This window comes from Microcoleus sp. BM001215392, assembly GCF_036700185.1.
GTDB lineage: Bacteria > Cyanobacteriota > Cyanobacteriia > Cyanobacteriales > Microcoleaceae > Microcoleus.
Genome location: NZ_JAUBOJ010000171.1, coordinates 1 through 14,313 on the forward strand (window position 1 = coordinate 1; position 14,313 = coordinate 14,313).

The window sequence follows — 14,313 nt, forward strand, 5'->3', positions numbered from 1 at the left end:
ATAAATCAAACACTCCGATAGTTGCTGGTTAATCAATCGAGCTACTGCGATCGTCTCTCCTTGGCTAGCCGTTCCCACTTCAGGACACTCGGCTACACAAACATCCTCTACCCAATAAACAATTGCTGTGAAAGTACAAGACATTTTTTTGCCAAATTGTTCCTATTCAATATAGCATATTCAGTAGCGTTAATGAGAGCTTATACTTAATTTGACCACAAAATCTCCTCTAAAAAAATTAAGCAATTTCCTCTGCTAAAAGCCGACCATCGCAGCGCTCATACTCATCTTCCAAAAGCCATGAATGAGCCTCATCATAGCTGGAACTCAGAAACAGAGACTTATAATTTGATGATGGGTCATAAATACAAAAACCTCCATTCTTTCCACTTACTAACATCACAATACGAGGCGGAAAAACTATCGGATCTACCCACAGTTCGATAAATTCCCAATCATTAATTTGTTCGGCGAGGTCTGGTGCGTGGGATAACATGATATTTATCTGTTCCTTTGATAATTTTTATTTCAGCGTAATAAAGAGGAATGCGACTACCATCTGCTCTAACTTGATAGCCGATCGCATCGTCAAAGTAGAGTCCATAACGTTCGTAGTCATCGGTTTCATCCTCAACTCCTGTCAAATATCCTCTCTCTATAATAGCCTCCGCCACTGCATCTAGTGTAGCTCTGTCATTGAAAACATGAGCTTTTCCCTCTTTCCTTAGCAGTCGTTCCACCTGTGACGTACCGGGAAGATGTTTGTCAAATAAACTACTTCTAGCGTCTGGTGTTAGTTCGCGGTTAATCCCAGTCATCAACTAATTAGACAGGTAACAGGACATTCAGTTTACCAAAACCCTACACAAAGACCGATCGCCCGCCCAACACCACCAATCCCTCCAAACTTGCTACCCTAAAGATAGTGAGATTTAATCAAAAAGCAATTATGAGCGGTACTGTTACATCCCCCAACCTCAACCAGCAGCGGCCACTCGCCACGCCATCCGCTGACACTTCGAGTTCCCTGCTGGGCGACTTCATCCAAGAAACACTCGCCCTAACCAAGCGCCTGTTTATTCAATTACAGCGCCGCCCCTCGACGCTAGTTGCAGGCATTATTCAGCCGCTGATGTGGTTGGTTTTGTTCGGCGCGCTGTTTAAAAATGCACCAGCCGGCTTGTTCGGCGAAAGCCAGAATTACGGACAATTTCTCGGCGCTGGTGTAATCGTTTTTACTGCTTTTGCAGGCGCGCTGAATGCCGGTTTACCGATCATGTTCGATCGCGAGTTCGGATTTCTCAACCGCTTATTAGTCGCGCCCCTGGCTTCGAGATTTTCCATAGTCCTCGCTTCGGCTATTTTCATCGTCACCCTCAGCTTTATCCAAACAGGCACAATCGTTACGGCGGGAGCCTTTTTGGGTTCTGGATTGCCAGGAATTGCTGGACTCGGCGCGATCGCCCTGATTGTCCTATTGTTAGTTTTGGGCGTCACCGGCTTGAGCCTCGGTTTAGCCTTCGCCCTTCCGGGCCACGTAGAATTAATCGCAGTGATTTTTGTTACCAACTTGCCGCTGTTATTTGCCAGCACCGCCCTCGCGCCGCTGTCGTTTATGCCAGAGTGGCTGCAAGTTGTGGTGACTCTCAATCCTCTCAGTTATGCGATCGAGCCCATCCGCTATTTGTACCTCCACAGCGATTGGTCGCTAGCTAGCGTGGTCATGCAAGCTCCTTGGGGTACAGTTACCTTTGGAGGAGCGCTGTTAGTCTTGCTAGCCTTCGATCTCGTAGCGCTGCTGAGCATTCAACCGCTGCTGCGACGACGGTTTGCTTAGATCGCACGGCGGTTGAAACCGCGTCTACAAAAACCAAGTCCGCCTCCGCGGACTGAAAAAAATAACGTAATTTCAACTGCTTGGTCTTCTTCAACCCGCGGAGGCGGGTTTTGTCTGTGTAGACGCGGTTTCAACCGCCGTCTTCGTTTATTAGCCGCAAGTCAGAATATTCTTGAGATACAATTGTTTTTTTGAAAGTAGAACTAATAAATTATGCAAAGCAAAACTTCTAAATCTGGTAAATTGATAGTGCGGATTGCTGCAAGCGCGATCGCCTCCTGTGCACTTTTCTCACCTCAAGCAACCTTCGCTCAAGCCAGCGGTTTAACTAATTCCCCTCAACCGCTGCAAGACTTTCAAACAAAAGACAACACCGACCCTTTTTCCGGCCGCAGCAGCGGAGGCGGAATATTTGATTTAATTCACAGATCCAGACTAGGAAACGGCCGCAGCATCGAAGAATTCAACACTGAACAGCGCCAAAATTTAAACGACGCCGCCGCCGAATTTCGCAACAAACAGCGCCAAATGCTGGAAAAACAAGCAACACCTGCACCGGGGGCGATCGCACCTCCAGAAATTACCGCCCCAGTCCCTTAAATTACTTTCTTAGTCCGCGTAGGCGGACTTCGTTTGTCTAGCAGCGGTTTCAACCGCCGAGTTTTAATCTTTATTTATTAGTCCGCGTAGGCGGACTTCGTTTGTCTAGCAGCGGTTTCAACCGCCGAGTTTTAATCTTTATTTATTAGTCCGCGTAGGCGGACTTCGTTTGTCTAGCAGCGGTTTCAACCGCCGAACGATCTACAAACCATCGCCCTCAATCCCGTTCCAACCACGCCCGCATTTTACCAGGATTCAGCAAACCGTAAGGATCGACCAACTCTTTAAACCGCAACTGTTCCACATTCACACTCTTCATCCCTCCATCTTCCAAGATAAAAGTATGAGGATTAGCAATCAAGGCGCCTTGCTCTTCGTGATAGCGAATAATTTCGTTTAGCCGCGATTCTGTAGTGTAGCGAACTATTTGCAAAGCAGCCGCGATCGCCCTTCCGTTCATCCGCAAAAACTCCAAGTGCATCATCACCTCATCGCCATAATAATTATACAGTTCCTCAACTAATTTCAAACCTTTATCTGGCGGAAAAAGAGTCTGCAAATAAGTCAGAGACTGGTCAGCACTGCGAGCGTGCAAAGTTGTATGATTCCAAGTATATTCAGCAATTGCCGCACCTTTGCTCGCTTCTTGCGCGCTTTTTTGATAGCAAATCGTGCCCCCATATTCGCGCACCAAATCTTGCAGCGGTTCCAGACAAGATTCTGCTACCATTAACAAAGCGCAGTGCTTCCCTTCAGGAATCGCCTCGCGGAAAGCAGCAAAATAAGCAGGAATCGGCCAAGCACAAACACAAATTAGTTTTTTGATAATTCCGTCAGCATCGCCCAAAGCTTGACCGAACTTTGCCGAAGTCATAAAATCATCAAAAGCGACGATGATTTCCGCCCAAGGATAAGCAGGGGCGAGGGGAATTTCTAACTCAGTAATAATCCCGTTTGTACCGTAAGCATGATTGACTTTTTGCACTTCATCGCCGCGCAATTCAATGACGCGGGGCTCATTTTCCATTGTAACTACTCGTACCGCATGAAGATTTCCCCGATCGCGCAATTGTCCGTAAGTAATCGAACCAATTCCCCCGCTACCGCCGCCGATAAATCCACCAATCGTTGCGGTGCGGTAGGTTGACGGAACCATCCGCAATTCCCAACCAGTTTCTCGGGCTCCTTTGTCGAAAACTGACATTTTCACCCCCGGTTCAACGCAAGCCAAACCCGGTTCGATCCAGCGAATATTGTTCATTTTGCTGGTATCTAGAATGACGCCACCGTTGAGGGGGATGCACTGCCCGTAATTGCCTGTTCCCGCACCTCTGACAGTCAGCGGAATCTTCGATTTGACGCAGGCGGTAGCTACTCGCAAAACTTCGGCTTCGCTAGTGGGACGAACTACTAAATCTCCAGTTTTATCACTTAAGATAGGTTGCAAAACAGGACTGAAGTGATAATAGTCTTGAGATAGCTTGACAACTTGCGCGCGATCGCGAATTATTTCGATTCCCGACAGTTCCGAACAAAAAGCATCCCAGTCAATACTTTCAATCGCAGTTGCAGTCATTTTGTGTCCTCAATCCTGACAGTATTATATATTTTCTCTCTTTCGGACTCAGTAACATAAAATACTAACTGTAATCTTTCATTGAGCCGTAGGGTGCGCAGTGCGCACCTTACTAATAAAACTACACATAAACTCTATCTGTAGGGTGCGCAGTGCGCACCTTACCGCTATAAGTAGCTTGTCAAACCATTCTTTTACCTTAGTCCTGATTAATTGACAAATCCCCCAAAAACCGCCATACCGTAGTATTTCCAAGGAACAGCCACAGTCTCAAATCCAGCATTTGCCAGCATTTCCAACTGTGCCGCAAGTGTAGCTAGGCGATCGGGATTAGAATACCCGTAAGCGACACTCGTGCCCACACTCGCCCGAACTTGTGCTAAAGTTTCCCCCTGACTTAGCGCCCAATCTTCTCGCGCTGCTTGATAAATATCCTTGATTGCTGCTGATTCTGCTAAAACCGGATCGGCATTCCAAAAACAGCCGCCAGCAGTTAAACTTTCGCGAATCCGTCCAAACAATTTCAGCTTCATCTCGTCCTCAAGATGGTGAATTGCCAGAGATGAAATGCCAGCATTAAATTTATCGCCCAATCCAGAAATATTTGGATTGTTCGCCCATTCTCCAAAATCCAATTCTATGCCAGTCCACCGGGCTGCGTATCCTGCCGACTCTATTTTAGCGCGGGCAAAATCAAGCATTCGCGGCGAATAATCTACAGCCACAATTTCCGCAGATGGGTAGCGTTGCAAAACTTTTAAACTCAGTTCCCCCGTACCGCAGCCGAGTTCTAAAATCCGGTGGTTGGTGCTAGCAATGCAGTCAACTAATACATCCAGCATTTGGTCATATTTCGGTAAAAGTCGCCGAATGCCTGTATCAAAATCCGCAGTATTGACGAAAACTTCTCCCGGAAAAATTTCGTTGCCTGGAGGTGAGCCAGCAGAGTCAGAATTCACGATCGCCAATTAGAGACTACAATCGTTATCCTAACCGAAATAGGGAAAAAAGTGCGTGAACTAGGGAAACGGCACGGCGCCGCGTGCTTATTCAATTTTTATTTATTAAGATAAAAAGTATTATAAAGTTATGCGTACTGTTGCGGACAAGGGAAACACTCGCGGTAAACAAGAATTAACCATCCCTTGGACTATCGAGTCTTGCTTTACAGCAAAATACTCTGGAAAAGCAGTGTTATGTTAGTAGTGCATAAAATCAAATCAATATCGAAGCTCGCTTGAGGACAGCATGGATAAGTTGATTTCTCGCAGTCTGGCTGCCATCAGCCAATTAATTTACAAGCGAATTTTGCTGGCGGTGACAATTTTGTTTTGTGTAGGCGTAGGAGTAGCGATGGCAAATATGTCTCGTCTTTCCTCTACCCTAATACAAGCGCAAGCCATCCAAAATGCCACCCTTTACGCCCAAGCAATTAAAGAAGCCCGCACCCTTTACAGTTCCGATGTGATCGCTCCTCTCAACACTGCTAAATCGATTAACTTTACCCACGACTACAACCCAACATCAACAAAAGCAACAGTTCCCGTACCAGCCTCATTCTTAATAGAACTAGGCAACCAGATCACCAACAAAAATCCCGAAGTATCAGTTCGTCTGTACAGCAACTACCCGTTTCCCTGGCGGCGAGCAGAAGGCGGAGCCCGAGACGATTTTGAACGTCAAGCTATTACCTATTTGACGCAAAATCCCACCGGACAATTTTTCCGCACTGAGGATTTTCGCGGTAAGCCCGCATTTCGATATGCCCAGGCAGATATTCTACTTCCTAGTTGCGTTAACTGTCACAACACTAACCGCGACAGTCCTAAAAAAGACTGGAAAGTGGGAGATGTGCGCGGGATATTAGAAATTACTCAACCTCTAGAAACCATAACTAAAAAAACTAGAAGTGGACTGAAAGATTTGTTTTTCCTGTTGGCAGGAATTTCAACTTTAGGCATCGCAGGATTAACTTTAGCTCTGAGCAGGTTGCGCCAAAACGCTAAACAATTAGAACAGCGCGTCAGGGAACGCACGGCACAATTGCAAGAAACTAATGTAGAATTGTTGAAAGAACAAGAAAAGAGCGATCGCCTGCTGCTCAATATTTTACCCGAATCCATTGCTGCCAAGCTAAAAGACGGTCAAAGCAGTATTGCTGACGGCTTCGCCGAAGTCACTATTTTGTTTGCCGATATTGTCGGCTTTACCGTGCTTTCAGCACAAATATCTCCCGAAGAATTGCTCATTTTTCTCAACGAAATTTTTTCTGCCTTCGATGATTTGACAGAAAAGTATGGCTTGGAAAAAATCAAAACAATAGGAGATGCTTACATGGTAGTGGGAGGTTTGCCAAATCCCAGCACCAACCACGCCGAAAGCATTGCCGAAATGGCCTTAGATATGCAGGACGAATTAGCAAAATTTAACGCCAAACATCAGGCAGGAATTAACATCCGCATCGGGATCAATACTGGGCCTGCGATTGCCGGAGTTATTGGCACCAAAAAATTCATTTACGACCTCTGGGGCGATGCCGTGAATACAGCAGCTCGCATGGAATCCCACGGAATTGCCGGTGCGATTCAAGTCACAAAATCAACTTACGATATCTTGCAAAATAAGTATTTATTTGAAGATAGAGGAATTATCCACATCAAGGGTAAGGGTGATATGAATACTTATTTGCTTGCAGGCAGGTTAGTCACCGCAGTTTCGGTTTAATGTGTTTATTATATTATTAGGGGTCTGCTAGATTAAAAGACCGGGCGGTTGAAACCGCGACTACACGAGACTTTACCCGCCTCCGCGGGTTGAAGACGAGGCGGTTAAAATTACGCTATCTTCTTTCTTTACACCGCGGAGGCGGACTTCGTTTGTCTAAACCTGGTTTCAACCGCCTTGCGATCAGTTGCTTCGTTGACCAACCAAAAATTTATTACGAGAAACCAGTTTCTTTTCCGATATCCTAAATTAGCCATTTGCAGAATAATAAATTTTATGTCAGTGCGCATTCTATCATTCTTGGAGTTTTTCAAATCTAGATTGTCTCGGCAAATAGCTTTGTGGGTATTTGCTAGTATTCTTGTCATAGAGGGAATTATTTTAGTTCCCTCTTATTTTCGGCGCGAAAATGAACTTTTAAATCAACTCGAACAGGTATCTCGGGCGACAGTTGAGGCTCTAGAGGTTTTGCTCAAACAAGATATTTACGATCGCACTGTCTTAGAAGAAGAAGTTAAAAATATTACTAAGGATTCTCAAGTAGTATTAGGACTATCTATTTACCAAGCTGACGGTCAGCTCATATATACACTTGGTGAAGCGCCAGAAATTAATTTAAATCAAATTAAAAATGCTCGTATAGTTCGCCAGAAAAAATTCGATGGCAAGCGCTACGATATTGCTTGGACAGAGCGACATTTGGGAGGAGATTATACATTAATTGTTCGGCACGATGCTTCTACTGTTCAACCAGAATTATACGCATTTATAGGGCGCATTGCTATTCTAGTCATCATTATATCAGCCTTTGTCACTTCTGTAACTATGCTGTTTTTAGGGGTGACAGTAATTGCGCCCATATTGAGATTGCGCGATGACTTGATCGCTGCGGGAGTCGCTTTGAGCAAAGATCGAGAAAAACCTGATTTTTACTCTTTATCGGTCAAGCGCGATGACGAGTTAGGAGAAGTCATGGTCGCTTTTAATCAAATGTTTCACCGCGTCTACAAGGAAATCGCACAGCGGAAACAAGCCGAGGAAATATTGCGCGCCGAACAAGAAAAATCGGAACGTTTATTGCTAAATATTTTACCAGAAATGATTGCCGATCGCCTAAAACAAGGTCAGATCAATATTGCGGACGGATTTGCCGAGGTGACGGTGCTGTTTGCGGATATTGTGGGCTTTACCGAAATATCCTCCCGCACGTCTCCAGAAGAATTAGTCGAATTGCTGAACAAAATATTTTCAGCTTTCGATAGCCTAAGCGAGAAATACGGCTTGGAAAAAATTAAGACAATCGGCGACAATTATATGGTAGCAGGCGGTTTGCCACTTCCATCTACAAATCATGCAGAATGTATTGCCGAAATGGCGATGGAAATGCAGCAAGAAATTATGAAATTTCGCGACGAATCCGGTGTAACTCTGAATATCCGGATTGGAATTAATAGCGGGCCTGTTGTCGCAGGTGTCATCGGTACTAAAAAGTTTATTTACGATTTGTGGGGAGATGCTGTGAATACAGCAAGCCGCATGGAATCCCAGGGACTTCCTGGTAAGATTCAAGTTAGCGGTTCAACTTATGAATTGCTGCGCGATAAGTATGTGTTGGAAAAACGCGGTAAAATTAATGTTAAAGGCAAAGGAGCAATGACGACTTATTTATTGGTTGGCAGAAAAAATTTAACTGACAAATTTAACGATCGCCCGGGAATACCTGATATGGTTGCAGATGTTGAGGTGCAGCCGCCCCCAACACTAAACTAGATTACTTTTAACGAACCGCGAAGACGCAAAGGACACGAAGCAAGAGAGGAAGAGAGAAGAAAAAAATTTACGCACACACTCTATTTGTAGTGCGCATTGCGCACCCTACTAAAGATAAAAGTTCATGATTGAGTTGAAATTGGTATATTAAAGCGAGTTGATATTAGTGACAATGGTAAAAATGACGGTTAATCAGGAACATAATTCTGCAACTTCACCGATTTGGCAGCCGTTCACGCAAATGAAAACTGCTCCGACGCCGCTGAAGGTAATTAGCGGCAAAGGATCGCTGCTGGAATTAGAAGATGGGCGGCTAATTCTTGACTGTATTTCTAGTTGGTGGGTGACGATTCACGGACACAGCCATCCGGTTCTGGCTGAGGCTCTTTACGAACAAGCCAAAAAGTTAGAACACGTAATCTTTGCGGGATTTACTCACGAACCTGCGCAGAAACTTGCTGATAAGTTGATAACTCATACGCCTGATTCTTTGACGCGGATTTTCTTTTCTGATAATGGTTCGACTGCGGTTGAAGTTGCTCTAAAAATGGCGTTTCAATATTGGCGTAATCTCGGAGAAACCAACCGCACTAGCTTTATTAGTTTTGAGGGAGGTTATCACGGCGATACTGTGGGCGCGATGTCTGCTGGTAGAAGTTCGCTATGGTGGGAACCTTTTTCATCTTTAATGTTTCCTGGAGATGTTGTGCCTTTTCCTGCGACTTTTGATGGCGATGAGGAGGTGGAAAGTAAGGAGACGCGGTGTTTGGAGAAGCTGGAGTATTTGTTGAAGCAGGGGAAGGGCTATGCGGGAATTTTTATCGAGCCTTTGGTACAAGGTGCTGGGGGTATGCGGATGTGTCGCCCTGAATTTTTGCGGGCGATCGCACAAATGGCCCGTCAGTATAATGTATTGTTGATTTACGATGAAGTGATGACGGGTTTTGGGCGCACGGGCGAACTGTTTGCTTCGCTTAAATCTGCAACTGCGCCGGATATCCTGTGTTTGTCTAAGGGATTGTCTGGTGGCTGCTTGCCACTTTCTGTCACAATGGCATCGGAGGATATTTATCAAGCTTTCTGGCGAGATGAATCGGACAAAGCTTTTTTTCACGGTCATTCTTACACCGGAAATCCCTTAGCTTGTGCGGTGAGTGTAGCATCCCTGGAGCTTTTGGAGCAAAACCCAAATGCCTATCAAGGAATGGAAAAACTGCACCAAAAATACCTGAATCAATGGCTGATAGATCATCCTAAATTGGAACGGATTCGGACTTGCGGCACTATCGCAGCAATGGATGTAAAAACGGAAAGCGTTTCCGGTTATTTTAATGACATCGCCCCTGTATTGAAAGCGCAATTTCTGGAAGCGGGGTTTTTGCTCCGCCCCTTGGGAAACACGCTTTACTTGATGCCTCCCTATTGCATTTCTCCTGATGAACTAGAATCGATTTATCGCGTAATTCGTCAGGTTTTGGATACTTTGTAAACCCTTTAATTTTAGTAATGAATTTACCCAATTGGAACGATTTGGCTGATGACGCGCTGGCGGGGAAATGTATTTCTCGCGAGCAATCTTTAGCAGTATTGCGCGCGCCGGATGAGGTTTTGCTGGCACAACTAAATGCAGCTTATCGGGTGCGCCGCCACTACTGGGGAAACCGCGTCAGGTTGCACTATTTGTTAAACGCTCAAAGCGGCCTTTGTCCTGAAGATTGCCATTATTGTTCTCAGTCAAAAATTTCGAGTGCGGAAATAGAAAAGTATCCGCTTTTAGCTAAGGAAAAAATTCTGGATGCGGCCGGGCGCGCCGCAGATTTAAAAGCTGGTACGTTTTGTTTGGTGATTTCTGGCCGCCAACCGAGTGCGTCTACTTTCGATCGCGTTTTGGATGCTGTAGAAACCGTCAAGGCAAATCATAACCTAAAAATTTGTGCTTGTTTGGGATTGTTGACCGAGGAGCAAACTCACCGTTTGGCTAAGGCGGGAGTCGATCGCGTAAATCACAATCTCAACACTTCCGAATCGTACCACACGGACATCTGCACAACTCACACTTTCGGCGATCGCGTAGAAACAGTCGAAAACGTCAAAGCAGCCGGAATCACCACTTGTTCCGGCGGAATTTTGGGGATGGGCGAATCGGATGACGACGCGATCGATTTGGCGCTGTCGCTGCGGAATTTGGGCGTTACTAGCGTACCGGTCAACTTTTTCATTCCGATCCCCGGAACGCCCTTTGCAGACGTTAATCGCTTAAATCCGCGCCAATGTTTGCGGATTCTCTGCTTGTTCCGATTTTTGCTTCCCAGCCAAGAAATTCGGATTGCTGGGGGACGGGAAGTGCATTTGCGATCGCTACAACCTCTGGGACTTTACCCTGCTAATTCGATTTTTGTGGGCGATTATCTCACAACTCCCGGACAAAGCGCCAATCAAGATTGGGATATGATTCGAGATGCGGGTTTTGCGATCGAATCTCCCGAAGATGCGGGATTTGCGATCGAATTTTCCGAAGATAAGACGGCGGTTGAAACCGCGTCTACACGAACGATGTCCGCCTCCGCGGACTAAAGAAGATCGCGTAATTTTTACCGCCAATTCTTCAACCCGCGTCGGCGGGTTTTGTCTGTGTAGAAGCGAATTCCATTCGCCCGGTCTTCTTGAATGAATCAATCTCAAATAATACAATAGGGGGAAATTGTGGACAAACGCGAAGAAATTACGATCGCAGAATACCAGACAACCGCCGAATCTTTCCGAGAAGGAACATGGCATCACGACGTATCCCAAAATCGCGATGCACTCACCGCTGCCATGCCCCGCAACCCCGGTAAAATACTCGACATAGGATGCGGGCCGGGACGAGATTTAGTAGCCTTCAAGAGCCAAGGACACACAGTTGTAGGCTTAGATGCAACTCCAGCCTTTGTACAAATAGCAAAAAAGTTATCAGGCTGCGAAGTTTTGCAGCAATCTTTTCTCGAACTCGACTTACCCAAGGCTGAGTTTGACGGTATTTTCGCCAATGCTTCCCTGATTCACGTTCCCAGCGACAAAATGGTAAAAGTGCTGCAAGAGTTGCACAAAACATTAGTTGTTAGCGGTGCAATTGTCATGTCAATGTGCCGGGGAAATTGGGAAGGCTACGACGAGCGGCCAACAGGAAAACGCTATACTGCGGGATGGGAATACGAAACTTTAGCGCCTTGTTTGGAACAAGCAGGATTTGCCATTGTCGATCGCTACTACCGCCCGCCCGGTTTGCCGCGCGAAGCTCAATCTTGGGTAGTCATGGTGGGCAAAAAAATCTAACCAAAAGGCAACACTGGCAATTGCAAATCACTCCCCTCTCTTCCTCAGTGTTCTCTGCGGTTCCCCAAAAACCAACTCACCAATTAAGCGAGAATTGTTGTATAATAACTCACAGTCAAAAAATCAACTCCTGCCCAAATTAAAACAAAATTAATATGACACAGAAATTGCATATCTTTTTAGCGGGTGCTAGTCGAGGCGTTGGCTTAGAAATCGCGAAATGTCTGGTAGCACAAAAGATGCAAGTAACTGCACTTTTGCGATCGCCCGCGAACCGCACCGAATTAGAAGCAATGGGCATCAAAGTCATGACAGGCGATGCTTTGGACGCTGCGGCTGTGGAAGCTGCGATGACTGGAGGCGCACCAATCCATGCCGCAATCAGCACCATTGGCGGCTTGCCAAAAGATGGGGAAAGAGCAGATTATTTGGGCAACAAAAACTTGATTGATGCTGCTGTCAAAGCGGGCGTGCAAAAATTTATTTTAGTTTCATCCATCGGTAGCGGTAACACTGCCGCCGCTTTGCCACCTCAAGCTTTAGAAACGTTGCGCCCGGTATTGCTTGAAAAGGAAAAAGCCGAAAATCATTTAATCGCAAGCGGGATGATTTATACTGTAATTCGTCCGGGCGGACTGAAATCGGAACCTGCAACGGGCAATGGTGTATTAACAGAAGATTGTCGGGTGGCGGGAACAATTCACCGGGCGGATGTAGCGCAGTTAGTTTGTCAGTGTTTAGTATCTGATGCTGCTAATAATAAAGTTTTGTCGGCAGTTGATAAACAAATGGTTTACGGCAATCTCGAATATGAGGTATTAACTTTCAGTTAAATTTCATAAACAGGTTCGTAGTCAGGACTTCAGTCCGCATCCAAACAGGTTGGTAGTGAGGACTTTAGTCCGCATCCAAACAGGTTGGTAGTGAGGACTTTAGTCCGCATCCAAACAGGTTCGATCGTTCGGACTTCAGTCCGCATCCAATCAGAGGACTCAAGTCCTCACTACGATCGCCCGAAAGGTTTAATCAACGATCGCCCGTTAGCGAAGCCCTCGAAGAGGATCGCCCAATCCAACACCAAACCTGCGATCGCAAACAATACCACACTCTCCACCCCAACCACGGCAAACGGCAACAACTCTTGCAAACCCGGCATTTTCCCCGCCTCAAAACACAATCTAGCATCCACCTGTCCAAAAGCCCGCACCAACCCAAAAGCCAACACCACACCAGATTTAAGCTGCGGGTTAGTATCGCGGCGGATAGCGTAGCGGTAAGTCACGCCGAACAAAAAACCGCCCACAAGTGCCATCAATCCTCTCAATCCCAAATTTAGGTCAATTTCTGTGACCTGCAAACCCGCCAGAGCATCCCACCTCTGGGCTAAGATTAAGCTGTTAACAAGGGCGATCGACCCAAAAGCCAGCAAACAAGACAAAGCAGCAACACTCCCTGCTTTCAAAGATTCTACCCGTTCAGCGGCACTAAAATTTGACGAGTCCTTCACAGCGCCCTCATTCCAAAAATGGCTCAAATTAAATTATCATAAGCTTTGGAGTCATTTTGTAGAGTTCATTCAATAAATAGCTATGGATATTTTGTCACTCGGTTGGGTTTCGGTGCTAGTTTTGTTCTCTTTCTCAATTTCAATGGTAATTTGGGGTCGCAACGGTTTGTAGATTCCCAATAAGACATACATACGGCTGAAACCGCGCCCGTCTTCAACCCGCTCCCGTCGGGTGAGTGTTTGACTCGCTTTGCGGTTTCAACCGCGCCCGTCTTCAATCCGCTTCCGTCGGGTTAGTGTTTGTGTAGACGCGGTTTCAACCGCTTAGTTCAAAACATGACAGCCAAAAAAATATTAATGTTAGTAGGGGACTTTGTAGAAGACTACGAAGTAATGGTACCATTCCAAGCACTGCAAATGGTAGGTCATACCGTCCATGCAGTCTGCCCCGACAAAGCGGCTGGCCAAACAATTCGCACCGCAATTCACGACTTTGAAGGCGACCAAACCTACAGCGAAAAACCAGGTCATAACTTCACATTAAACGCGACTTTTGACGAAATCAACGCCAACGATTACGATGCTTTAATTATCCCCGGAGGAAGGGCCGCAGAATACATCCGCCTCAACCAAAAAGTGCTGCAAATTACCCGTTACTTTGCCAACAGCAAAAAGCCGATCGCATCTATTTCTCACGGATTGCAAGTCCTCACCGCCGCCGGCGTACTAGAAGGCAAACGCTGCACCGCATATCCAGCTTGCAGCCCCGACATCCTCCGGGCCGGTGGCAAATATACGGAAGTTCCCGTTACCGAAGCCGTAGTCGATGGCAACTTAGTCACAGCCCCCGCGTGGCCTGCCCATCCTAACTGGCTGGCTGAATTTCTGAAAGTTTTGGGAACAAAGATCGAACATTCAGATAGTTATTAGTTATTAGTTATTAGTTATTGGTTATTGGTTATTGGTTATTGGTTATTGGTTATT

15 protein-coding genes are annotated in these 14,313 nt (G+C 46.0%); 10 read left to right on the plus strand and 5 right to left on the minus strand.

The genetic code is table 11. The features are described from left to right. Positions 1 to 238: 238 nt before the first annotated feature. On the minus strand, positions 239 to 496 hold the full coding sequence (locus QT974_RS18435) for a hypothetical protein (RefSeq protein WP_333469886.1): 258 nt from the start codon (positions 494 to 496) through the stop codon (positions 239 to 241). Continuing rightward, on the minus strand, positions 459 to 818 hold the full coding sequence (locus QT974_RS18440) for a DUF6972 family protein (RefSeq protein WP_333469887.1): 360 nt from the start codon (positions 816 to 818) through the stop codon (positions 459 to 461). The genes QT974_RS18435 and QT974_RS18440 overlap by 38 nt, the downstream gene beginning before the upstream one ends. Before the next feature lie 131 nt (positions 819 to 949). Here QT974_RS18440 and QT974_RS18445 point away from each other — a divergent pair, with 131 nt between their 5' ends. Next, the gene (locus tag QT974_RS18445) at positions 950 to 1,837 is read left to right on the plus strand and encodes an ABC transporter permease (protein ID WP_333469888.1); all 888 of its coding nucleotides are present in this window, start codon (positions 950 to 952) and stop codon (positions 1,835 to 1,837) included. A 213-nt stretch (positions 1,838 to 2,050) separates the two neighbouring features. After that, a complete protein-coding gene (locus QT974_RS18450; protein WP_333469889.1) occupies positions 2,051 to 2,437 on the plus strand; it encodes a hypothetical protein in 387 nt (128 codons plus the stop codon). A gap of 217 nt (positions 2,438 to 2,654) precedes the next feature. On the opposite strand, the gene QT974_RS18455 is transcribed toward QT974_RS18450, so the two are convergent. Then, entirely contained in the window at positions 2,655 to 4,013 is a 1,359-nt protein-coding gene (locus tag QT974_RS18455; protein ID WP_333469890.1) for an FAD-binding oxidoreductase, read from the minus strand. 209 nt (positions 4,014 to 4,222) lie between these two features. Next, a complete protein-coding gene (locus tag QT974_RS18460) occupies positions 4,223 to 4,972 on the minus strand; it encodes a class I SAM-dependent methyltransferase (protein ID WP_333469891.1) in 750 nt (249 codons plus the stop codon). A 289-nt stretch (positions 4,973 to 5,261) separates the two neighbouring features. On the opposite strand from QT974_RS18460, the gene QT974_RS18465 reads away from it, so the two are divergent. From QT974_RS18465 to QT974_RS18490, 6 genes are all read left to right on the plus strand, one after another. Continuing rightward, the gene (locus QT974_RS18465; protein WP_333469892.1) at positions 5,262 to 6,737 is read left to right on the plus strand and encodes an adenylate/guanylate cyclase domain-containing protein; all 1,476 of its coding nucleotides are present in this window, start codon (positions 5,262 to 5,264) and stop codon (positions 6,735 to 6,737) included. A gap of 276 nt (positions 6,738 to 7,013) precedes the next feature. Beyond that, positions 7,014 to 8,507: an adenylate/guanylate cyclase domain-containing protein gene (locus QT974_RS18470; protein WP_333469893.1), complete on the plus strand. Its 1,494-nt coding sequence runs from the start codon at positions 7,014 to 7,016 to the stop codon at positions 8,505 to 8,507. A gap of 181 nt (positions 8,508 to 8,688) precedes the next feature. Then, positions 8,689 to 9,996, plus strand: coding sequence for an adenosylmethionine--8-amino-7-oxononanoate transaminase (gene bioA, locus QT974_RS18475; protein WP_333469894.1), 1,308 nt, complete (start codon positions 8,689 to 8,691; stop codon positions 9,994 to 9,996). 17 nt (positions 9,997 to 10,013) lie between these two features. Continuing rightward, positions 10,014 to 11,081 carry a biotin synthase BioB gene (gene bioB / locus QT974_RS18480; RefSeq protein WP_333469895.1) on the plus strand — a complete coding sequence of 356 codons (1,068 nt, stop codon included), beginning with the start codon at positions 10,014 to 10,016 and terminating at the stop codon, positions 11,079 to 11,081. Between the two features lie 129 nt (positions 11,082 to 11,210). After that, positions 11,211 to 11,822, plus strand: coding sequence for a class I SAM-dependent methyltransferase (locus QT974_RS18485; protein ID WP_333469896.1), 612 nt, complete (start codon positions 11,211 to 11,213; stop codon positions 11,820 to 11,822). A gap of 155 nt (positions 11,823 to 11,977) precedes the next feature. Then, the gene (locus tag QT974_RS18490) at positions 11,978 to 12,655 is read left to right on the plus strand and encodes an SDR family oxidoreductase (RefSeq protein WP_333469897.1); all 678 of its coding nucleotides are present in this window, start codon (positions 11,978 to 11,980) and stop codon (positions 12,653 to 12,655) included. A 170-nt stretch (positions 12,656 to 12,825) separates the two neighbouring features. Here the strand turns inward: QT974_RS18490 and QT974_RS18495 are convergent, their stop codons facing one another. After that, entirely contained in the window at positions 12,826 to 13,329 is a 504-nt protein-coding gene (locus tag QT974_RS18495; RefSeq protein WP_333469898.1) for a hypothetical protein, read from the minus strand. Between the two features lie 82 nt (positions 13,330 to 13,411). Here QT974_RS18495 and petN point away from each other — a divergent pair, with 82 nt between their 5' ends. Together petN and QT974_RS18505 are read left to right on the plus strand one after the other, a co-directional pair. Next, positions 13,412 to 13,501 carry a cytochrome b6-f complex subunit PetN gene (petN, locus tag QT974_RS18500; RefSeq protein WP_333469899.1) on the plus strand — a complete coding sequence of 30 codons (90 nt, stop codon included), beginning with the start codon at positions 13,412 to 13,414 and terminating at the stop codon, positions 13,499 to 13,501. Positions 13,502 to 13,665: 164 nt separating this feature from the next. Beyond that, complete coding sequence (locus QT974_RS18505; protein WP_333469900.1) at positions 13,666 to 14,259, plus strand: DJ-1/PfpI family protein; 594 nt, start codon at positions 13,666 to 13,668, stop codon at positions 14,257 to 14,259. Positions 14,260 to 14,313 lie beyond the last annotated feature (54 nt).

What these genes read in the sequence shown, in the direction of transcription:
- QT974_RS18455 (WP_333469890.1), bottom strand. Translation starts at nt 4,013, where the DNA reads ATGACTGCAACTGCGATTGAAAGTATTGACTGGGATGCTTTTTGTTCG.
- QT974_RS18445 (WP_333469888.1), top strand. Translation starts at nt 950, where the DNA reads ATGAGCGGTACTGTTACATCCCCCAACCTCAACCAGCAGCGGCCACTC.
- petN (WP_333469899.1), top strand. Translation starts at nt 13,412, where the DNA reads ATGGATATTTTGTCACTCGGTTGGGTTTCGGTGCTAGTTTTGTTCTCT.
- QT974_RS18470 (WP_333469893.1), top strand. Translation starts at nt 7,014, where the DNA reads ATGTCAGTGCGCATTCTATCATTCTTGGAGTTTTTCAAATCTAGATTG.
- QT974_RS18505 (WP_333469900.1), top strand. Translation starts at nt 13,666, where the DNA reads ATGACAGCCAAAAAAATATTAATGTTAGTAGGGGACTTTGTAGAAGAC.
- QT974_RS18435 (WP_333469886.1), bottom strand. Translation starts at nt 496, where the DNA reads ATGTTATCCCACGCACCAGACCTCGCCGAACAAATTAATGATTGGGAA.
- QT974_RS18440 (WP_333469887.1), bottom strand. Translation starts at nt 818, where the DNA reads ATGACTGGGATTAACCGCGAACTAACACCAGACGCTAGAAGTAGTTTA.
- QT974_RS18490 (WP_333469897.1), top strand. Translation starts at nt 11,978, where the DNA reads ATGACACAGAAATTGCATATCTTTTTAGCGGGTGCTAGTCGAGGCGTT.
- QT974_RS18465 (WP_333469892.1), top strand. Translation starts at nt 5,262, where the DNA reads ATGGATAAGTTGATTTCTCGCAGTCTGGCTGCCATCAGCCAATTAATT.
- bioB (WP_333469895.1), top strand. Translation starts at nt 10,014, where the DNA reads ATGAATTTACCCAATTGGAACGATTTGGCTGATGACGCGCTGGCGGGG.
- QT974_RS18450 (WP_333469889.1), top strand. Translation starts at nt 2,051, where the DNA reads ATGCAAAGCAAAACTTCTAAATCTGGTAAATTGATAGTGCGGATTGCT.
- bioA (WP_333469894.1), top strand. Translation starts at nt 8,689, where the DNA reads ATGACGGTTAATCAGGAACATAATTCTGCAACTTCACCGATTTGGCAG.